This is a genomic window from Methanobrevibacter sp. (assembly GCF_017539065.1).
GTDB lineage: Archaea > Methanobacteriota > Methanobacteria > Methanobacteriales > Methanobacteriaceae > Methanocatella.
Map to the genome: position 1 here is coordinate 1 of NZ_JAFYHP010000019.1, position 21380 is coordinate 21380.

The 21380-nt window shown below is 32.7% G+C and carries 17 protein-coding genes; 9 read left to right on the forward strand and 8 right to left on the reverse strand.

The window, feature by feature from the left end; all coding sequences use genetic code 11:
* Window positions 1–304 precede the first annotated feature (304 nt).
* The 4 genes from IKS50_RS05445 to IKS50_RS05460 all read right to left on the reverse strand — a co-directional run bounded on the left by IKS50_RS05445 (window position 305) and on the right by IKS50_RS05460 (window position 5413).
* On the reverse strand, window positions 305–1303 hold the full coding sequence (locus IKS50_RS05445) for an NADH-dependent flavin oxidoreductase (RefSeq protein ID WP_292846607.1): 999 nt from the start codon (window positions 1301–1303) through the stop codon (window positions 305–307).
* Between the two features lie 40 nt (window positions 1304–1343).
* Entirely contained in the window at window positions 1344–3056 is a 1713-nt protein-coding gene (gene oadA / locus IKS50_RS05450; RefSeq protein WP_292846610.1) for a sodium-extruding oxaloacetate decarboxylase subunit alpha, read from the reverse strand.
* A gap of 178 nt (window positions 3057–3234) precedes the next feature.
* Window positions 3235–4329, reverse strand: a complete 1095-nt coding sequence (locus IKS50_RS05455; protein ID WP_292846613.1) for an inositol-3-phosphate synthase — start codon at window positions 4327–4329, stop codon at window positions 3235–3237.
* A gap of 67 nt (window positions 4330–4396) precedes the next feature.
* Window positions 4397–5413 (reverse strand): phosphorylcholine transferase LicD, encoded by a 1017-nt coding sequence (locus tag IKS50_RS05460; RefSeq protein ID WP_292846616.1) that lies wholly within the window; start codon window positions 5411–5413, stop codon window positions 4397–4399.
* 347 nt (window positions 5414–5760) lie between these two features.
* Here IKS50_RS05460 and IKS50_RS05465 point away from each other — a divergent pair, with 347 nt between their 5' ends.
* The 6 genes from IKS50_RS05465 (at window position 5761) to IKS50_RS05490 (ending at window position 12638) form a co-directional block, all read left to right on the forward strand.
* The gene (locus IKS50_RS05465) at window positions 5761–6906 is read left to right on the forward strand and encodes a glycosyltransferase (RefSeq protein WP_292846619.1); all 1146 of its coding nucleotides are present in this window, start codon (window positions 5761–5763) and stop codon (window positions 6904–6906) included.
* The gene (locus IKS50_RS05470; protein WP_292846622.1) at window positions 6903–7748 is read left to right on the forward strand and encodes a UbiA family prenyltransferase; all 846 of its coding nucleotides are present in this window, start codon (window positions 6903–6905) and stop codon (window positions 7746–7748) included. The genes IKS50_RS05465 and IKS50_RS05470 overlap by 4 nt, the downstream gene beginning before the upstream one ends.
* A gap of 37 nt (window positions 7749–7785) precedes the next feature.
* On the forward strand, window positions 7786–9357 hold the full coding sequence (locus tag IKS50_RS05475) for a glycosyltransferase family 39 protein (RefSeq protein WP_292846625.1): 1572 nt from the start codon (window positions 7786–7788) through the stop codon (window positions 9355–9357).
* Window position 9358: 1 nt separating this feature from the next.
* Window positions 9359–10531, forward strand: coding sequence for a glycosyltransferase (locus tag IKS50_RS05480; RefSeq protein WP_292846628.1), 1173 nt, complete (start codon window positions 9359–9361; stop codon window positions 10529–10531).
* A gap of 61 nt (window positions 10532–10592) precedes the next feature.
* A complete protein-coding gene (locus tag IKS50_RS05485) occupies window positions 10593–12128 on the forward strand; it encodes an NERD domain-containing protein (RefSeq protein WP_292846631.1) in 1536 nt (511 codons plus the stop codon).
* An 18-nt stretch (window positions 12129–12146) separates the two neighbouring features.
* Complete coding sequence (locus IKS50_RS05490) at window positions 12147–12638, forward strand: DapH/DapD/GlmU-related protein (RefSeq protein ID WP_292846634.1); 492 nt, start codon at window positions 12147–12149, stop codon at window positions 12636–12638.
* Here IKS50_RS05490 and IKS50_RS05495 read toward each other — a convergent pair.
* The 4 genes from IKS50_RS05495 to IKS50_RS05510 are packed head-to-tail and all read right to left on the reverse strand — an operon-like array spanning window position 12635 to window position 18222.
* Window positions 12635–14071, reverse strand: a complete 1437-nt coding sequence (locus IKS50_RS05495) for a lipopolysaccharide biosynthesis protein (protein ID WP_292846637.1) — start codon at window positions 14069–14071, stop codon at window positions 12635–12637. The genes IKS50_RS05490 and IKS50_RS05495 overlap by 4 nt on opposite strands.
* Window positions 14064–15485, reverse strand: a complete 1422-nt coding sequence (locus tag IKS50_RS05500; RefSeq protein ID WP_292846640.1) for a sialyltransferase — start codon at window positions 15483–15485, stop codon at window positions 14064–14066. Before IKS50_RS05500 ends, IKS50_RS05495 begins: the two co-directional genes overlap by 8 nt.
* Window positions 15486–15497: 12 nt before the next feature.
* Window positions 15498–16550, reverse strand: coding sequence for an N-acetylneuraminate synthase family protein (locus IKS50_RS05505; protein WP_292846643.1), 1053 nt, complete (start codon window positions 16548–16550; stop codon window positions 15498–15500).
* A 4-nt stretch (window positions 16551–16554) separates the two neighbouring features.
* Window positions 16555–18222 carry a cytidylyltransferase domain-containing protein gene (locus tag IKS50_RS05510; RefSeq protein WP_292846646.1) on the reverse strand — a complete coding sequence of 556 codons (1668 nt, stop codon included), beginning with the start codon at window positions 18220–18222 and terminating at the stop codon, window positions 16555–16557.
* A 79-nt stretch (window positions 18223–18301) separates the two neighbouring features.
* On the opposite strand from IKS50_RS05510, the gene hypD reads away from it, so the two are divergent.
* The 3 genes from hypD to IKS50_RS05525 are packed head-to-tail and all read left to right on the forward strand — an operon-like array spanning window position 18302 to window position 21369.
* Entirely contained in the window at window positions 18302–19348 is a 1047-nt protein-coding gene (gene hypD / locus IKS50_RS05515) for a hydrogenase formation protein HypD (RefSeq protein WP_292846684.1), read from the forward strand.
* Window position 19349: 1 nt separating this feature from the next.
* Window positions 19350–20054 (forward strand): phosphoglycolate phosphatase, encoded by a 705-nt coding sequence (locus IKS50_RS05520; RefSeq protein ID WP_292846649.1) that lies wholly within the window; start codon window positions 19350–19352, stop codon window positions 20052–20054.
* 7 nt (window positions 20055–20061) lie between these two features.
* On the forward strand, window positions 20062–21369 hold the full coding sequence (locus IKS50_RS05525) for a TldD/PmbA family protein (protein ID WP_292846652.1): 1308 nt from the start codon (window positions 20062–20064) through the stop codon (window positions 21367–21369).
* The last annotated feature ends 11 nt before the right edge of the window (window positions 21370–21380 follow it).

A 21380-nucleotide genomic window follows, 5' to 3' on the forward strand; every position in this document is an offset into this window, starting at 1 on the left:
ATATTTTAACAAATATTAAAATATATTTTAATTTTTGTATCAACAACAATCTAAACTTATAGCAAGTGAAGATGAAAAAAACATATTACCAACAGACAAAATCCAAACATCTAAAGGCCTATAAACTGATATTTATATAACTGCCGATTTATTGTGAAAATAGATTAAAAACCAATATTTGAAAACCTATCGAATTGACTAGGAAAAATAAAAAAATGTATTGTTTAATGATGGCCTCATAACGTTAGTTAAAACAAGTTTTAGGTGTACCGACTAATATTTAAAGAAAATTTAGTTGGTACATTTAATATTTAAAACAAGTACTGGTCTTTTTAGAATAACAATTATTGCAGCTATAACAGATTGCTACTCCATCACCGTCTCTTTTCCAATCAGCCAAAAAGTCAGCCTGTGCTACAAACGGTTTGGACATTGAAACAAACTCCACTTTTGAGTTGTTCAATACATCATTGATTTTGGACATCTCACGAAGGGATCCTCCCAAAACAACAGGAATCTCAAGTTGGTCAATCAAATCGTCGACATAAACTAAAAACGGATGCTTTTCACCTTTGTCATAAATTTGTGATATTGTTCTTGCAGTCAATTGTATGCTATCAGCTCCTGCCTTTTCAAGTTCTTTAGCAATGGCTATGCTTTCTGAGGCAGTGATTCCTCCTTTTCTAACATCCCATGGGTTGATTCTGCAACTTACATGCATGTCCATTGTCTTTTTGATAACCTTAATAATTTCAGATGAGATTCTCACACGATTTTCTGTATTTCCCCCATAATCATCAGTTCTTTGATTGAAATAGGGATTCATGAAACGGGCCAAATAGAAATTGTTTCCCATGTTTATCTGTATCCCATCAAAACCTGCAAATGAGAATTTCTTAGCGGCCATTATCACTTCCGCCTGCAATTTCCTTATTCCCTCAAAAGTCAGGTCATTCGCTTCCGCTTTTTGATTTTCGCCATCATCATAATAAAAGAACGCCAATTGACCCAATATCGGCACGTCATATTTGTGAACAATATCCGTAACCATCTGATAATCCTTTATGAAACCCTTGTAATTCATATTTGTTGAATATGGGAAAAACCTGTCCTTATGGTCTAGAGCAAATATTTCTGATACTATCAGACCTGTTCCGCTGCTTGCGATTTTTTCGTATCGGTCATAGATTGCAGGTGTTAAAAAACCTCCTTGGGCCGTTTCGGTTTCCCAAGTTCCTGTTCTGACGATACGGCTATTGAGTTTTAAATTAGAGAATTGAACTTCATCAAAAATGTCTTTCATAGTATCACTGCTTTTAAAAAAAAAGAAAAAAAGAGGCAATCTATTTGATTACCATTAATGTATCTCCAACGCTTACTGCATCACCAGGTTCTACGAAGATTTCTTCAACTGTACCGTCAACTTCAGATTGTATGTCGTTTTCCATCTTCATAGCTTCGATTACAGCAATAGTGGAGCCTTGTGCAACTTTATCCCCAACATTAACGTTGAGTTTAATTACCATACCTTGCATTGGTGAAGTAACTCCTCCTTCAACTGGTTTGAAGTTACCGGAATCAGTTTCTTCAATTTCCATAAATCCTGTAGGCATGATTTTAACTTCATAAACATCTCCATCCACTTCAACATTATACTGGGTTGGAATTCCTATTCCTTCATCATCAGAAATTGTATGTGCTGGTTTGAGCTCTTCTTCTTCAGCTTCACCTTTAAGGAATTTTGGAGCAATAGGAGGATATAATGCATAAGTTAAAGCATCTTCATCAGATTTTACAAATCCTTTTTCTACACCTTCTGATTTGAATTTGTCAAATTCAGGTTCAAGTAAATCTGCAGGCCTGCAAGTAATTACCTCTTCATCACCAATGATTCTTTTTGAAATTTCAGGATCAACTGGTGCAGGGGATTTACCATACATTCCTTTCATGTACTCTTTAACTTCATTGGATACTGTTTTGTATCTTTCTCCACCCAATACATTCATTACAGATTGAATTCCAACAATTTGACTTGTCGGTGTTACAAGAGGAGGATATCCCATATCTTTTCTTACACGAGGCATTTCTTCTAATACATCATCATATCTGTCAAGTGCATTTTGTTCTTTGAGTTGGGAAATAAGATTTGAAAGCATTCCTCCAGGAATTTGGTATAATAATACATCAGTGTCTACACTTTCAGAAATAGGATCAAGAATGCCTGAGTATTTATCTTTAATATCCTCAAAGTATTTTTTAATAACAGTTAATAATTTTAAGTCCAATTCAGTATCGAAATCTGTTCCTTGAAGTGCCGCAACAATACTTTCGGTTGGAGGTTGACTAGTACCCCAAGCAAGAGGTGAAATAGCAGTGTCTAAAATATCCACACCCGCTTGACAAGCAGCATAGTAACTTATCGGAGTCATTCCACTAGTACAATGACAATGTAAATCCACAAGCAAATCAGTTTCCTCTTTAAGGGCGCTTACTAAATTATAGGCTGCAGTAGGAGTAATTAATCCTGCCATATCCTTGATTGCTACAGAATCACATTCAAGTGCTTCTAACTCTTTTGCCAAGTTAACAAAATCATCTAAAGTGTGTACTGGACTTATAGTATAACTTATAGTACCTTGAACATGTGCTCCTTGAGCTTTAGCTACTTTAATTGATTTTTCCATATTTCTAATATCATTTAAAGCATCGAAAATCCTGAAAATATCCACTCCATTTTCATAAGATTTTTCAACGAATTTTGTAACTACATCATCAGGATAGTGTTTATAACCTACTAAATTTTGTCCTCTTAAAAGCATTTGAATTGGAGTATTATTAAATTCAGATTTTAAGTTTCTTAATCTTTCCCATGGATCTTCATTTAAATATCTAATACAGGTATCGAAAGTAGCTCCACCCCAAGCTTCAACAGAGAAAAATCCAACTTTATCCATCTCTTCAGCAATAGGAATCATATCTCTTGTTCGCATCCTAGTTGCAAGTAAAGATTGGTGAGCATCACGAAGTATTGTTTCTGTAATTCTCACTTTCGCCATTAGTATTACACCTCTTTCAATTTTAATTAATTAAATTATCATAAATTATCCAACTATAATATATGTTTTTATTATTATATAAATTATAAACATTAAAAAATGAACTTTAAAAAATAGTAAGAATTAAAAAAAAAATAATTGAAAATAAGAAATAAAAAAAGTAAGAAAAATTGAAAAATTATCTTTCTAATTCGCCAGAAATGAATTTTTCAACATTTTCATATGCTTCATCATCAGTGAACTGGATTGGAGGGTGTTTCATTGTATATGAGGAAATTGAAGTTAATTGTCCGCCAATACCCCTTTCCAAACCAATTTTACAGCATCTGACTGCATCAATTACACAGCCTGCTGAGTTCGGAGAGTCTTCTACACTCAATCTTAATTCGATGTTCATCGGAACATCCCCAAATGTACGACCTTCCATTCTAAGGAAGCATAATTTATTATCATTTTGCCATGGCACGTAATCACTAGGCCCAATATGAATATCTCTATCATCCATTCTTTCAGTTAATACAGACTGGACCGCTTCTGTTTTAGATTCTTTTTTAGAATCTAATCTTTCACGGTTAAGCATATTTAAAAAGTCAGTGTTACCACCAGTGTTGATTTGATAGGTTCTGTCTAATTTTACACCCCTATCCATGAATAAACTAGCTAGTGTTCTGTGAGTGATAGTAGCACCGATTTGAGCTTTAATATCATCTCCAACTATAGGAATTCCTTTTTCTCTAAATTTAGCATCCCATTCATCATCACTTACAATGAATACCGGCATACAGTTAACATAAGCGACTCCTGCATCAAGAGCGCATTGTGCATAATATCTTGCTGCTTGTTCAGAACCAACAGGCAAATAATTTACTAATATTTCAGCACCGCTTTCCTTTAAGACTGAAACCACATCAACAGGTTCCGCATCACTTACAACAAAGGTATATTCATCATCATAATTTGACATGTGCTCTGCTACACCGTCTAAAACATGACCCATGCATACTTTAACATCATATTTAGGAATATCCTCCTGGAAAACAGTAGTGCAGTTAGGTTTAGCAAAGATTGCTTCATCAATAGTTTTTCCAACCTTTCTTGCATCTACATCAAAAGCTGCAACCACTTCAATATCGCTTGGAGTATATCCTCCAATATTCCAATGCATTAATCCTATTGCATCTTTTGGGTCTTTACCATCATAATAATGAATTCCTTGAATTAAGGAACTTGCACAGTTTCCTAATCCTACAATTGCTATCTTAATCTTATTCAATTATAACACCAGCTAAATTTTATATATTAATAATATGTTTGGCAATATACTTTATATAATTTATTATTCATTCAAAAATTTCATTGAGATTTTTTAAAAATCTAATTGCCTCATCAAAAGCATTATCCATCTCTTCTTTAGAACTGAATTGGCTCTCAATTAATTTTAATGTATCATGATTTTCAATGACTTTTGGAAATTCCATATAATTTGGGCCAAACATCCTAGTGAGATGATGATTGCAATCTTTGGGACATTTAAATTTATGGCCTTCAAAATCTATAGAACTTAAAGGAAATGTTTTATCATAATCAAAAATTCTTATTTTCCAATGAGGAACACCTTCAATAGTATCTGAAAATTGATTTGTCTTATGATCCGCGAATCCAACTTCTCTGCGCACAGCATCAATTTGATCAAAGAATTTTACCTTATTATTTAACATCTCATAATAAAACTTATACTGGGCGGGAGGAAACTTCTCATAAATCTTTTCCAATTCATTATCCTCAATAAAATCTAATGGAAAAATATCTATTTTAACGAAAGGTTTTAACCATGCAACCTGTAAAAAATTATACTTCCCATCTATCAACAAATTTCCATTTTTATCTTCAACATCATAAACGCTATTAAAATCATCGAAAAAGTTTTTCCTATTTTCCAAAAGCAATGTCAACCCGCAATGCTCTTTTAAATTATGTTTAGAAAGCTCTTTTGGTAAAACTTCAATTAATTTATTATAATCCTTTCTAAGAACAACCAAATCAATATCATCATCCCACGGGATGAATCCCCCATGTCTTACAGCACCCAAAAGCGTTCCAAAACCCAACCAATAATCAATATCATATTTATTACAAACTTTATCGAAGAAAATAAGCAATTCCACATATAATGTACGGAATTTGCGGCGGGCATCCTTAATTTCAAAGCCTTCAGAAGACAATTCTGAAAGATACTCCTGGGATGGCACTCCATTAGATTGTTTAATCTTATCCGCAATATCATAACTCAATTTTAAAATTTTTGGATTAAACTTAATGAAATCTGGAAGTTTAAAATAATACTTTTCTAAACTCATATTTCCACCAATATTAAATTGAAAATCAGTTTATTTTATAAAAACGTCATTTTTAATTCAATTAAATGAAAAATACCCTTCAGATTATATTTTAAATAAATAAGATATATAAAAGTATGGGAAAATAAATTTAAAACATGAAATCAACACCAATGAATTTAATAGTTAAGTATATTATTATTAATAATCAAAAAATTAAGTACATATAGATTTAATTTGAATTGAAGTGAATTTCAACCTAAAAAGTCATTTATATTGCATTTAATTATAATCATGATACAGGAATTGCATCTAAAAGATTGAGAGGAGTTTCAAAATATCTCCCTTCATTTGGTTGGCGGCCAATCGTGATTGTGCCAAGAACATCTAATGAAACAGTTGAAATAGATAATGTTAGAGTTGTTGAAACCGATTACCAGGACATGATTTCGAAATTTATGCCCAAATCAGACAATACGGGTAGAAAGAGGGAAGTGAGCAGTCAAGAGCAAACAAATAAATTCATCTCCAAGTCAATATCTATTGCAGGAGAGGTATTTGCATATCCAGACAGTATGAAATACTGGAAAAAACCTGCAATTGAAGCCGCCTGTGAAATCATTGAAAATGAAAAAATAGATGCGATATTATCTACTTCCTCACCGGTTACTTCACATATCATAGCTCATGATTTAAAAGAAAAATACAATATCCCCTGGGTGGCGGATTTGAGGGATTTATGGAATCTGAACCCTTATATTAACCATAATGTCATTAGAAAATATTTTGAAAAAAGATTAGAAATGAAAACATTCGAAAATGCTGATGCGCTAACAACAACTACTGAAATAGCTAAGCAAACATTGCAAATCATTCATCCAAACAAAAGAATTGTTCCAGTATTTTCAGGTTTTGATCCAGAAGATTTCGAAAAAACAAAACAAACCACAAACAGTGAAAGATTAACATTAATTTATGCGGGATCACTTTACAATGGAAAAAGAGACCCATCAATATTGTTTGATGCAATAAGTCAATTGATAAAGGAGAATATGATAGACAAAGATAAAATCGTTATTGATTTTTATGGAGATGACACGAATCTCAAAGAACTTTCCCAAAAATACAATATCGAAAATAATGTTAATATTCATGGAAGAATAACTCAAAATGAAGTTCTTCAACATCAAATGAACTCAGATGTGTTATTATTAATTTCTTGGATGGATGAATCTGAAAAGATGTTCATTCCTGGGAAAATCTACGATTGCATAGGTTGTAGAAAACCGATTTTATCAATTGGATATAAAGAAGGTTCTCTTAAAGATTTAATTGACAAGACCAATATTGGATACCATGTGTCTGATGTCGATGAATGCAAAAAAGCTATTTATGATTATTATACAAAATATAATAAAAACGAACTAAAATATAGTGGAAATGAATTTGCAGATGAATACTCTCTGAAAAATACTGCAAAGAATTTTTCAAAAATTCTTGAGGAAGTTATATGAATCCATATATTGAAATCTTAAGGCCAGGAAATGCATTAATGGGAGCAATTGCAATTATTTTAGTTGCAATAATTGATAAAACCATCAGCATACCTATAATACTTGCAATGATTACTGTGTTTTTTGAAACTGCTGCAGGAAATGTTATTAATGATTATTTTGATTATAATATTGATTTAGTGAATAAACCCGAAAGACCCATTCCATCCGGGAGAATTTCCCTTAAAAACGGAAGAAATTATGCATATTTCTTATTTTTAGCAGGAACCGCGTGCGGATTCTTAATCAGTTATTTGACTTCTAATTGGATTCCTTTTGTTATTGTTTTAATCGCCGATGCTATTCTCTATTTATATGCTTATAAATTGAAAACAACTCCATTAATTGGAAACTTGGCTGTTGGATTCATGACCGGTTTTGGATTTGTTTTTGGAGGATTTACATTAAATAATCCAAGCATTATAATGACTTCAATATTTTTAGGATTCTTTGCATTTGTTATGACCACTGCTCGAGAAATTGTAAAAGACATCGAGGATGTTGAAGGGGATAAGAAAGACGGTGCCAGAACATTGCCAATTCTGATCGGCAAAAAAACACCTGCAATACTTGCTACAATTTTAATCATCGTGGATTGTGCATTATGTCCATTATTATATATTTACCATATTTTTGGAATATCCTACATTGTCATAATCGCAATTGCTGTAATATTATTTATTTATTCAGCAATTTTAATTTTAAAATCACAAGACGAAGCTACCGCCCATAAATCTTCTAAACTATTGAAAATTGGAATGCTAATTGCATTTCTATCATTTGCACTGGGGTCATTTTTCTAAAAATATTTATATAAATTTATAAAGAAAAGTAGTAGTAATGTTTGAGGAATTTGATTTAAAACAAAATGATAAATATTATTTGCTATTTATTCTGATTTATAGCATTATTTTAGTTGGATACTATATTAATTTCAATTATAATCTTGGAATTTACTGTTCCGATGTTTATGTTTATCTTTTAAATGCACTTTATTATACTGGGACAAACATTCGTTCAACTGGAACAATCTATTTATCGCCCTTAATTTGTTTTTTAACCTCAATATTTTTTTATTTAGGATTTGTAGATAAACTAGCTATCTATATAGTGACCGGAGCCTTCGCAGTATTTGGGAATATTGGATTTTATTTGCTGCTTAAAAGATTTTTTGATGAAAATCTAAGCTTAACCGGCACCATAATTTACTGCTCATTAACCCTTTACCTGACATGGCTAGCTAATGGAACCTTAGATATTCCTGCTGTGTCAATGACTATTTGGATAGTGCTATTAACAATCATCGCAATAAATGACAATCCTAAATTTTACCAATATGCAATACTATTTGTGGTATTGGGCGTTTTTACAAGATACACCATTTTATTATCTTTACCAGCTCTTGCACTGTATTACGTTTATCAAAAAGGATTTAAAATCGATTCCGAAGATTTGAGATATATTGCAAAAGGAGTTGCAATAGGATTGGTTTTGATAGCCATTGCCTTTGCCATAATCATGATAATGGGAAATGGTAATTTTGGTGTAGGAAGTCAGATATCCAATGGTTTCAGTGGGGCACAAGGGTCAGATTCAGATCCTGCCTACAATACCGATGTAAGCTATTATGTGGCGAATTTCATTAATTTCATCTCAAATTCCCATACTGTCATTGATGGAAATCCTATTTTAGAAAACCCTACCCCACTAGCATGGGCCGTAATGGGCGTGCTAATAATTGGAATGGGGTTATGGTTATACGAACATAAGCGGAAATTCCAAAAAACAGACATTATTCCATTGGCATTTTTCATATTGGCAATTTTGAGCTTCACACGAATAAGTTCTGTAATTACCACATTGCTTGTTTTGTTTGGCCTTTACTTTATGGGCAAAGATAGTGAAAATAAAACGGAATACTTCATGTTGGCTTGGATATTTTCAAATATCATATTTTTCAGTTATTATTCCATTAAGGTAAACCGGTACATATTGCCGATATTTCCGGCAGTAACTTACTTCATTTTACTTTCAATCGATACTATCAACGAAAAAACCAATATCAACAAGAACATACTTCCGATAATATTCATTGTATTGTTCATCATTCAGGCTTTCGCATTTACATACACTTTTGAAAAAACAAATGACTTTACAACAATAGAGGAAGTTTCTGATTATATCATTGACAATCATCCTGATTATAAAAATATTTCCATTGGAGTGTATAATGTAAGAGCATTTAACTGGTGGTTAGGCGGAAATCTCTTAGCAATAGAAAGCAGCGATGAAAAAACGTTGGATTCCAGTAATGTTACTTATTATATCTCGAATAAAGTATTGACTAATGTTACAAATTATACTGAAATAAAAAATATCAATAATCTTTACATATATGAAAAAAGTGTTTAAAATGAAAATCTTACATGTTGTGCCATCATTTGTCCCTTGCTTTGCCCATGGAGGTGTTGTGAATGCATCCTATCAAATTGCTAAAAAACAGGTGGAAAACGGCCATGATGTTACTGTCTATACCACAGACAGTTGTAATGAAAGATTAAAATTTGAAGATAATTATAATGTGGATGTTGAGGGAATTAAAGTATTTTACTTTAAAAATATCTCCAATACATTCAAAAATAAGCTGACAATTGACACTCCAATCAGTTCAATTAATTATCTTAGGAGAACAATTGCTGATTTTGATATAATCCATATTCATGAACACAGACACTCCCTGGCCATTGCGACTCACAGATATGCTAAAAAAAATAATATTCCTTATGTCATACAAGCCCATGGATCCGTATTGCCTTTTTTCCAAAAAGAACAATTAAAAGAAATTTTTGATAAAATTTGGGGTTTTGACATATTATATGATGCATCAAAAGTTTTTGCCCTAACTGATGTTGAAAAGGAGCAATATTTGAAAATGGGAGTATCTGATGATAAAATTGAGATAGTTCCTTTAGGAATAAACTTGGACGAATATGACAATTTACCTGATAAAGGCAATTTTAAATCAAAATATGATATTGATGTAAATGACAAATTAATCTTATTTTTAGGAAGAATACATGAAATAAAAGGACTTGATTTGTTAATTAAAAGTTTTAACCAGATTTCCAATGAAAATGTGAAATTGGCCATCATTGGCGGAGATTATGGCTTTAAAGAAGAGCTTGAAAAATTAATTAATGAGTATGATTTAAAGAACAAAATCATATTTCCGGGCGTATTAACTGGTGAAGATAAACTTGAAGCATTAGTTGATTGCGATATTTTTGTTATGCCTTCCAGATATGAATCATTTACAACAAGTGGCCTTGAAGCTATGGCTTGCTCAAAACCATTAATATTAACAAAAAACAATCATATCCACACATGGGTTAAGGACAATGTGGGGCTTATATGTGAATTTGATGAAGAAGATTTGTCTAAATGTATAGAAACCTTATTAAATGATGACAAATTATGTGAAGAATTTGGAAAATCGGGACGTGACCTAATATATAGCAAATATGATTGGAACAAAATTTCAAAACAAATCGAAGGCATTTATGAAAATTGTATCCCTAAATATTAGAAACATATATAATAATAAAAAATTATAATTAATATCATAAAAGCAATTTAAGAGGATAATAATGAAAGTTGTATGCTGTAAGAACTGCGGTGCAAAGTACCAACTCGATGATGATGACGATATCACAACATTTGAGTGTTCTTCATGTGCAGGGGACTTAGAATACTTAGAAAACTATGCTGATGGCGAAACTAAGAAAAATTCTCTCTTTACAGACACATTCAAATATAATAATTCATATATCGTTCAGTGCGAAGATTGTGGATTAAAATATAAAATTAAAAGTAGCGACAGCATACTTGATTATGAATGTGACAGTTGCGGAGGTTCTTTAAGATATTTAGATGATGAAATGAATAAAGAATTAGATAAATATCTTGAAGAAAGGAAAAAAGAGCTTCAAACCATTAGAGAAAACTCTAAAGTAAATAAACCAACATCTGAAGAATTAACAAATGAGGAACCAGAACGCTCTTTGAAATCATTTACTGACAAAATTGGAGACTTCTTTTCAGAAGAACACATGTTGCAAATTGCAGATAATGAAAAAAGAGAACAGGAAATTGAAGAAGAAAATGCAAGTAAAACTGCAAGAACTACAATTCCTGAGACTGTTTTATCCAAATTCGGAAAAGAATTTGCTATTCCAAAAACAGATGACTACAATATTTTAAAAGAATTCCTTAAAAGCGAATTCTTTAAAAGTATGAATGTATATTATCCAAATGCTCCAAAAACTCAAGCCTCTTCTGAAGGTTTCTTCAGTAAATTAAGTGTTAAAGAGCCAGATCCTAATGAAATAATTCCGAATGAAACTACACTTAAGGAATTGGATAAGGAAGATTTTGATATTCATAATTTAGATTTGAATACAACCATTTTAATCATTGGCGCATTCATATTTATAATGAGTATCGTTGAAATATTACTTATCAATAGTGGTATTGGTATCATTGCATTGTTTATTGGAGTGCTCCTATTATGTTATGGACTCTACAAAACAAGAGATGTCAAACAAGTTGAAGAAAGAACAAGAATTATCAGAGAACATTTATTAACCCTTTCTGATGACTACTATGTTTTTTATAATGTTAAAACTCCAACTGCATCTTCTGGAATTAACCATGTGGTTGTTGGTCCAACTGGAATTTATGCGTTATTATCCCAAAAATACAATCCTAAACTTAGATTAGAATCAGAAAATGAAAGTTTAAATATGATTGGTTCTAGTGACAGTGATGAAGATAAAATAGAAGAAGTTCCAAGTTATGGATCTGAAAGAAGATTTAGATACACAACTAAACAAGCTAAATTTTCACAAGATAACAAAATAAAACAAAAAGCATTGTCTTTAGGAGAAGATTTAATTAACTTCTTAAATGAAAATAACATCAGAAATTGCTTTGTTGAACCATTAGTTGGATTTATTAACAACGAAGTTGTTGTAATAAATATGCCTCTTACTGATGAAGATTTATTTATTGAAGAATTGTTAAATCAAATTAAAACTAGTACTATTAAACTAGATCAAGAAACTATTGATAAATGTGCTGTTTTACTTAGTAAATATTCTGCGGATTGTTCTGCAGAATTCTAATTTCTTTTTTTGATACATATGATTTTTAATAATTTTAAGAAAAAATTATACCAACATAGATGTCAAAGAGTTGCAAAAAGTTATGGGAATGACTTTAAGGTAAATGGTGAAAGTTACGTTACACCTAATACAACTCTGGGCAATAATGTTAATTTTAATGGAATGAAAATTCAAGGAAAAGGCAATGTAATTATCGGAGATAATTTCCATTCAGGCATTGAGTGCATGATAATTACAAGCATCCATAATTACGATAAGGGGAATGCTATTCCATATGATGAAACAATAATCTCAAAGGACGTCATTATTGAAGATAACGTATGGTTAGGCAATCGTGTTACAATACTGCCGGGAGTAAAAATCGGAGAAGGAGCAATAATCCAGGCAGGCAGTACCGTAGTCAATGACATTGAAAAATACGCAATAGCCGGAGGTCATCCTGCAAAAGTATTCAAATATCGTGATATCGACCATTACGAAAAATTAAAAAAAGAAGGAAAGTTCCATTAAATCATGCTCTTAATCAAATCGATTTCTTTTTTATCAATTCCTTTTAATAAAATCAGTATTGCAAAGTAAATAACAACAGCAACTGCAATAACGATTAAAATATTGACAATGCCCATAGGATTGGCAATGCTTACGAAAATACCCATGATAACTGATGCAATTATTATTTTGACAATTGACTTGTAATCAAATGGCAATCTTGCATATCTTTTAGAATAAACCAAAGTAACCGCAAATGCAAAGAAGTAACAGATTAATGTTGCAAGCCCTGCACCATAAATTCCGATATAAGGCACTGCGAAGATATTTAAAGCAATATTTAAAATAGCTACTGCAATCCAAATATGGGCCAAAATAGTTGTTTTTTTCTCTAGAATAATAATATTGTTTACAATACCATAAATTCCCATAAATATTGCGCCCAACGCGACCAATGGGGTTATCATAAATCCATTATCCGCAATGATAGTTGTAGTCAGTATATAAAGCAACGGTTTTGAAAGCAAGCTCAAACCCACAGTTGCGGGAATAGTCAATAACAGGAAATACTTCATTGAATATGTTAAAAATGTATCTACTGTACCCATATCTCCTTTTTCATAATATTCCGGCAATACTGCAGGAAGCAGAACTGCAAATGGAGTTAAAAACATTAAAATAATATTTCCTAATGCATAACCTGGAGAATAACATCCCACTGCAGCAGATCCGAGAAATATTCCGATTACAAACTTATCACTGGAATCGACAACCCATGAAGAAATATTGTTTGGAACAGTCGGGATAGCAAATTTTAATTCCTCTTTCAGACTCTTGAGTTTTGTAGTGATGCCCAACTCCCGAACAATTAAAATGGCCATTGCGACAAATACAAAGAAGAACCCGAAGAAACGTCCTAAAACAACAATGTCAATTGGCTGATGCATCCAAGTCAAAATAATGCTGAATACAACGCCGATATAAGTTTGCAATACTAAAAATGTGGAATAAAGAACTATTTGCTGAAATGTTCTGAAATAACTTAACAACATCAAATCCAAACATGCGAAAAATGACATTATGATTACAATATACATTATCTGCATGCTTCCATCAAATAATGCACTTGCAATTTGATTTGAAAATACTAAAAATACGACTGACATGATTAATGTTGATGCAAGAACCAATAGCATCATTGAATAAAACGATTGTTTAATGACAGTTTTATCCTTTTCAGCTGCTAAAAACCTAACCATAGTATACGGAAGGCCTAAATTAACGAAATTTGGAACTAATGACACAAACGTGTTTACCTGTGCCCAAACACCATAATCAGCGGTTGAAAAGCTTTTTGTAATTATTGGAATGAATATTAATCCGCTGAGAGAGATCAATATGTTTGCAATACCTACTACTCCCATCCGTTTAATGAACTTGACATATTCATCCATTGTCAACCACTCTCTTCAACAATTCTTTATCCAAATTCTTAAAAAAGAAATTTTTATCATAATCTGTAGGTTTAAAATTATCCAAATTATTATTCAAATCCTCTGCATTTTCAATTTTGAAAACATAATTCCTTTCAATCAGGTCATCCAAATATTCAACTCCCGGAACGTCTAAGATAAATGTTTTGCAATTGAACATCAATCCTTCATAAATGGCGGTCGAAAATGCTCCGACCTGATAATTGGATTGTGCCAATAATTTATACAAAGGAGTTTCACTATTGTCAATTACTTCAAAGTTTTCAAAAGTTGAAGCCTCAACCAGTTCAGGATAGTTTTCCTTCCAGGTTTCATATTCCCCGGGATGCAGTTTATAGATTATTTTAAAATCCCCATTATTTTTGGCAAATTCGAATGCGAGATTTGACAAGTATTTACCAATCACTCCTTGGGATATGAAAAGGATTTGATTATCTATGGCCTCAAGGCCAACGAAGTCTTTTGACTGATATTCGAAATATGGAAATCCGACCGGAATAACATTTTCCATATCGATTGGAGCCATGTCCTCATTCATCCAATAATCCCCAAAAGACAATATTTTATCCGGGAAATATGGTATTTCTCCGTTCAATCTGGTTTTTTTAGGATAGGAATAGCCTAAATGATAATAAGTGATGGTTCCATGCTGGAGTTCGATGACTTCGATGCCTAAGGATTTGGCCGCCGCCACAATCGCATGATTTTCATAAGCCACTACGACGAAAATCCTTTTAGGTTTTCTCTTTTTGAACAGTTCAATATATTTTTTATAATCATACTGGAAATTCAAAATGTGCATTTCCAACATCCGCAATATGTTAAGCTCAATATTGAAAGATGTTTCTAATTCCTTTTGAACCTTTAAAATTAGTTCCTTTTCCTCTTGACTGAATTCTATCTTATTGAACTTCTTATGGACATAAGAACCCAATTCTATTGCATCAGTATAGCGGATATAATCCTGCTTTTTGGTATAATGATTGTTTATATAAGGAGATTCCAAAACCTCAAAGGAATAACCTCCAGTTAAAAAATCAACCAGGAACTTGCTGTAGATATCACAATATTCACCGTTGAAGATTACCTTGCGGGGATGGTCAAAAACTAAAATGTCCCTATGATATTTTCCAGTGAAAGGATTGTATAATACTGAATTTTTAAAGAATGGTAAAAATGAGGTTATTTTATCTGCAAGGGATAACGATTTCTGTTGGGGGGCTCCAAACATCTTTGTCTTTCTAGTGATATCGTAATAAAGATGCATTCTAATCAATTGCCATGCATAACAGTCTTGAATCTCCTGATAATTGAGATTGTACTTTTCTTCAAGGTCAAAAAAAACTTCACAAATATCACTAACACTCGCTGACATTGAAACACCAAATCATTCTAACATGTCAAAATCAAGTAAAGTATCTTCTAAAATATCTATCCTAGCAGTTTTTCCAACAACGTTTTCAATTTCTGATGGGGAAATTCCAGTTCCCGGACGTTTGAATGTTAAATTATCAGAAGAAAGCACTTCGCCTTCTTTAATGTCCTTTGCTGCAACAATGGATCTTCTTGCTTGACGTCTTGAAGATGATTCGCAAATTAACGGCTGTTTATTCTTCATACCATTGATTTTTGATAGGAAATGTACATTCCATTTGAATTTGATTACATCATCAGGATCCATTGCATGATAGTGGTCATTGCCGGGCAAAGTTTTATCGGTAGTGAAATGTTTTTCTAATATTGTAGCACCATAATTATAAGCAGTGGTTAAAACCGCCATGTTTTTATCCGGTTTTGTATGGTCAGAATAACCAATTTCATAATCCGGGAAATTTTCAACCAGATCCTTAATCATTAAGAGATTAGCATCTTCATATGATGTAGGATAGGACAATACGCAATGCATAATTGCAATATCTACAGTGGAAACCTCTTCAATGGCATTGACTGCCTGTCTGATTTCATTTAATGTAGATGCTCCGGTTGAAAGTAGAATCGGCTTATTTTTACTTGCAATATACTTGATGAATGGAATATTTGTTATATCTGAAGAGGATATTTTATAGATATCCATAAATTCATCCAAGTAGTCTACAGACTCGAAATCAAAAGGAGTTGATAGGAATTTGATTCCTATGCTTTGACAATATTCAGCAAGCTCCCTGTATTCGCCAACGCCAAACTTATCAAATTTTTTAAACAATTCAAATTGGGATGTTGTTGGCTCTTCGGATAAATCCCAATATGCAGGGGAATTTTTTGACGCTATGGTTTCCGCTTTATATGACTGAAATTTAACTGCATCTACACCGCATTCCCTTGCTTCATCAATCATGAATTTCGCAGCCGCCATATCAGACATGCCTTCCTTTTTAGCAATGTCATAGAAGTTAACGCCGATTTCTGCAATCAGATAGGGATACTTATTGAATATTTTCATGCTATTACCTCTTTAATGTAAATTTTCTATATTCCTCACGAATGATTGACCAAATGTTGTCAAAACCATCTTTTAAGTCAACAGACAACATTCTTTTATTCATTTCAATTCTTAAGTCATAATCCTGAACCAAATTGACAAATTCGTTGATGATGTCCTGTTTCTCAACAGCAATGCCCAAACCCATGTTAATGATACCGTTGCTCTCATTTGCAAACACGTGAGTTACTTCACGGTCGTTTTGACATAAGCAGATTGTTGGAACTCCGAGTGAACAGATTTCATACATTGTTCTGCCCGCTGAAGTAAATATGATGTCAGCTTTAAACATGTATTCGCTGATATTTAAAACGTTTTTATATATTTGAATTGTATTTTTGTATCCATATTTCTCAACCAATTCTTCAACGCCATCATATCCCAATCCTACAATCACATTAATTTTTCCATCAAAATTGGCTGCTAAAAGTGATTCAAGGACCTTTTCAGTGAAATTGTTCGGGTCGGTTCCTCCAAATGTAATTAAAACATTGTTTACTGATTGGGTAATTATCTTTTGAGGTTGGAAGTAAAATTCATCTTTTAAGATATAATATTTGTGACCGGTGAAAATATTATCCTGTTCGCCGATTTCATGCTCATATAATGCATCGAAAACAACATCCGCCACAGCAGTGCCTGTTCCCAAATCCTCAAAATTAACAACAAAATAACCTTCCTCTTTTAAAACAGAAATATATTCTTCGCTTGTGTCTAGGATATCATTAATAACCATTTGAGGAGAATATTCCCTCAAATTATTTAATAAACCATCTTTACCATCATAAAGTTTATATGGATAATTATAGTTACTTACGATATTAATTCCAAGTTGATGGCGCTCATCAAGTAAAAATAATACGTCGTGAAAGACCAATTTTGAAGCAATCGATAAACAGCGATAAACATGACCAGTTCCTATTTCATCATAGGCATTTACGACAATGGCTATCCTTTTCTTCTGCAGGTAATTTTCAGCAATCCACCAATCCTCATAATTATCAATGTCTACGCTTTCTTCACGAGACACTTCAATTAAATCCAGGTGATCGCCTAAACGAGACATTTCATTGACAAATCGCCTACGGGTTGCAAGAATAGCTCCGGTTTCTCTGAAATCTTTTGGTAAAAATTGCCTGTTTTTTCTTTCATAATAATTTGGGATATATCTTTGATTTTCTTCATCATAGCCCCAACTTAAATGCCTATCATCAACAACGGAAAGTACTGAATCTATTCCAAAGTCTTCAAATTTCTCAATTGCCTTATCTAAAGTTGATGATTTTAATAATGGTGAAGTAGGTTGGAGCGTAATTACAATATCATACTCGTCAAAGGCCAATTTTTCTTTTTTAATCATTGCATCATATATGACCGGGTCAAGCGGAACATCATCGCCGGACAATTCTTCAGAACGCCTAATGACACTTGCTCCAAATTTTTCGGATAACAATGCAATTTCTGAATCATCAGTAGTTACCACAACATCGTCGACATATTCTGAGGATTTTGCAATATCTATAGAATATGAAATTAAAGGTTTGTTATTCAATAATCGAATGTTTTTACGCGGGATTCCCTTTGAGCCCCCTCTTGCAGGAATAACTACTAAAATTTTATTATTGTTAAACATAACTACCCCATAAAATTTAATTAATACAATAATAAATATACTAATAATATAATATTAAATCTTCGGTGTTAAAATGAGTATGAAAGAAATGTCAAAAAGGTTAATAGATAAAATAAACGAATTATCTACCCCTGTTAAAATAATGCATGTTTGTGGATCTCACGAACACACAATTATGGAAAATGGGATAAGAAGTCTGCTTCCAGATGAAGTAGAAATCATTGCCGGACCAGGTTGCCCAGTCTGTGTTGTCCCGTCACGTGAAATTGATGAAGCGTTAGAACTTATTGATAAGGGAGTTACTATAACTACTTTTGGAGATATGTTAAGAGTTCCGGGTTCAGAAAGGTCCCTTGCAGATGCAAAAGCTGAAGGAGGGGACGTAAGAGTAGTTTATGGAATCAACAGAGCAATTGAAATAGCTGAAAAAACAGATAATGACGTTGCTTTTATCTCAGCGGGTTTTGAAACAACCGCACCAACAACAGCAGCGGAATTGCTTGCAACACCTCCCGAAAACTTCTCAGTACTGTCTTGCCACCGTTTGATTCCACCTGCAATCGATTTTTTAATCAACTCCGGCGAAACCACTTTGAATGCATTGATTCAACCGGGACATGTTTGTACCATCATAGGTACCAAACCTTTTGAATACTTCTCAACAGATTATGGAATCCCTCAAACCGTAGCGGGATTCAACCCATTGGACATATTAATGTCCGTTTATATGATTTTAAGACAAATTCATAATGAAACACCGAAAATTGAAAATGAATACAAAAGAGCAGTCAAAGAAGAAGGAAATGTAATTGCAACAGACATGATTGAACAGGTCTTTGACGTGACTTCAAGGGAATGGAGAGGATTTCCGAAAATACCTAATTCCATTTTAGAGGTTAAAAAGGAATTCAGCGACTTCAACGCTCGTGAAAAATATGATATTGAAGTCAAGGATGTTACTGAAGCTCCAAAAGGATGTATCTGCGGACCTATTTTAAGAGGGCTTGCAAGGCCTGAAGACTGTAAACTATTTAGAAAAGCATGCAATCCTTTACACCCAATCGGAGCATGCATGGTAAGTAAAGAAGGAACCTGTAACATCGCACATAGATACTCAAGGGGATAGAATGGCAATTGAAGCAATCGCAGTAGATATAGATGGGACAATAACCGATGACAAACGACGAATCTGCATATCTGCTATCGAAGCTTTAAGAAAAGCAGAAAAAGCCGGAATTCCAACAATAATTGTAACCGGAAATGTGGTTAACTATGCATATGCTACTGAAGTACTCATAGGCTGTAGTGGAGGATTAGTTGCAGAAAATGGCGGAATTGTTTTTAAAGAAGGAGAAAACAACAATGCTGTTGAAACAATGGTTGAAAGAGACTTTGTAACTTCAGCTGAAAATCACCTAAAAGAAAAATTAGCGGACAAATTCGACAAACATGCTTCTCATGATAACATGTACAGACTAACTGAAACTGTATTTTACAAAACACTTGACAGAACAGAATTAGAAGAAGCATTACAAGATTTTGAATATTTGGATCAACTTGAAATCTATGACAGTGGTTTTGCACTCCATATTACTGATAAAAGAGTTAACAAAGGAACTTCACTTAGATATTTATGTGAGAGAAATGGAATAAATATGGAAAATGTAATGGCTATTGGAGATAGTCAGAATGATGAAGATTTTCTAAAAGAAGTCGGTTATAAAATAGCTGTTGGAAATGCTGATGACAAATTAAAAGAAATCAGTACATATACCTGTGAAAAATTCTTTGGCGACGGTGTGGCCGAGGCTATTGAAAAATTTGCACTTTAGTGATAATATGATATATGAAATTGCAGAAGATGTGAAAAAGACACTTGAGAATAAATGTGACGCTTACGAAATTTACATAGATGAATCAAAACTTATCCAATTAGATTCACTTAAGGACGAACTAAACTTTGCAAAAGAAGAAATTGAATTAGGTGTTGGAGTTAGAGTAATAAAAGACCATAAACAAGGTTTTGCATTTACTTCTGACATGGATAAAATAACCCAGACTGCTTTAAAAGCCATAGAAAACACAAAATTAACAAAAACTGATGAAAATTATGCATTTGCAGAAGTTGAAAAAGTAACTGAAGTGAAAAAAGTTTATGATAAAAAATTTGAAAATTTAAGCCTCGACGAATCAGTAGAATTATTAAAAAGCACAATAGATATTGCTATTGATAGCGGATGTGAAGTAACCGGTTCCGGCTTTAGTGCAAGTGCAGGAAAATCATTAATTTTAAATTCAAATGAGGTTTCAATTGAAAATGAAGGAACCGGATTTGGTTTAGGCATATCTGTAACTATCCAAAATGATGGAGAAATTGCAACCGCATACAATTCACAAAGTTCAAGGTTTTTAGATATTGACTGTGAAAAACTGGCTAATGAAGTATGCGATTTAGCAAAAAGTTCACTTAACACAAAACCTGTTGAAACTGGAGATTATGACGTTGTGCTTGACTATTATGCTGCAACAGGATTATTATCAACATTCATAAGTGCCTTTAATGGTGAAAATGTAATGAGGGGAAGGTCCATCCTAAAAGATAAATTAGGTCAAGAAATCGCAAACCCTACATTATCCATTATTGACAACCCCTTACTTGAAAAAGGAATGTATACTTCAAAATGTGATGATGAAGGCAGCGTTTCTAAAAAAACTGATTTAATTAAAGACGGGGTCTTGAACTCATTTATTTATGATATATACACCGCTAATTGTGAAGGAGTTAAAACCACATCAAATGGGCTTAGGGGATCATATTTGACTACCCCAATGATTTCACCAACAAATCTTGAATTTGAATTTAGCGAAATAAAAGACATTGGAGAAATCGATAGCGGAGTCTTAACAACTAGCGTATTAGGAGCCCATACTGCAAATCCTATTTCTGGTGATTTTTCAGTAGAAGCGAACAATGCGTTTAAAATAGAAAATGGAGAGATATCCGACCCTATAAATAAAGCGATGATTTCCGGAAATATATTTGAAATTATGAAAAGTGTTGAAGGAATTGATAGTGAAATTAAGCAATACGGACCTTACATAATTCCAAAACTATTAGTTCATAATTTAAGAGTGGTCGGTCAATAAAAAAAAAGAGA

Excerpts from the sequence above, each read along its gene's own strand:
- IKS50_RS05445 (WP_292846607.1), bottom strand. The coding sequence starts at position 1,303 with ATGAAAGACATTTTTGATGAAGTTCAATTCTCTAATTTAAAACTCAAT.
- oadA (WP_292846610.1), bottom strand. The coding sequence starts at position 3,056 with ATGGCGAAAGTGAGAATTACAGAAACAATACTTCGTGATGCTCACCAA.
- IKS50_RS05460 (WP_292846616.1), bottom strand. The coding sequence starts at position 5,413 with ATGAGTTTAGAAAAGTATTATTTTAAACTTCCAGATTTCATTAAGTTT.
- IKS50_RS05470 (WP_292846622.1), top strand. The coding sequence starts at position 6,903 with ATGAATCCATATATTGAAATCTTAAGGCCAGGAAATGCATTAATGGGA.
- IKS50_RS05475 (WP_292846625.1), top strand. The coding sequence starts at position 7,786 with ATGTTTGAGGAATTTGATTTAAAACAAAATGATAAATATTATTTGCTA.
- IKS50_RS05480 (WP_292846628.1), top strand. The coding sequence starts at position 9,359 with ATGAAAATCTTACATGTTGTGCCATCATTTGTCCCTTGCTTTGCCCAT.
- IKS50_RS05485 (WP_292846631.1), top strand. The coding sequence starts at position 10,593 with ATGAAAGTTGTATGCTGTAAGAACTGCGGTGCAAAGTACCAACTCGAT.
- IKS50_RS05490 (WP_292846634.1), top strand. The coding sequence starts at position 12,147 with ATGATTTTTAATAATTTTAAGAAAAAATTATACCAACATAGATGTCAA.
- IKS50_RS05495 (WP_292846637.1), bottom strand. The coding sequence starts at position 14,071 with ATGGATGAATATGTCAAGTTCATTAAACGGATGGGAGTAGTAGGTATT.
- IKS50_RS05500 (WP_292846640.1), bottom strand. The coding sequence starts at position 15,485 with ATGTCAGCGAGTGTTAGTGATATTTGTGAAGTTTTTTTTGACCTTGAA.
- IKS50_RS05505 (WP_292846643.1), bottom strand. The coding sequence starts at position 16,550 with ATGAAAATATTCAATAAGTATCCCTATCTGATTGCAGAAATCGGCGTT.
- IKS50_RS05510 (WP_292846646.1), bottom strand. The coding sequence starts at position 18,222 with ATGTTTAACAATAATAAAATTTTAGTAGTTATTCCTGCAAGAGGGGGC.
- hypD (WP_292846684.1), top strand. The coding sequence starts at position 18,302 with ATGAAAGAAATGTCAAAAAGGTTAATAGATAAAATAAACGAATTATCT.
- IKS50_RS05520 (WP_292846649.1), top strand. The coding sequence starts at position 19,350 with ATGGCAATTGAAGCAATCGCAGTAGATATAGATGGGACAATAACCGAT.
- IKS50_RS05525 (WP_292846652.1), top strand. The coding sequence starts at position 20,062 with ATGATATATGAAATTGCAGAAGATGTGAAAAAGACACTTGAGAATAAA.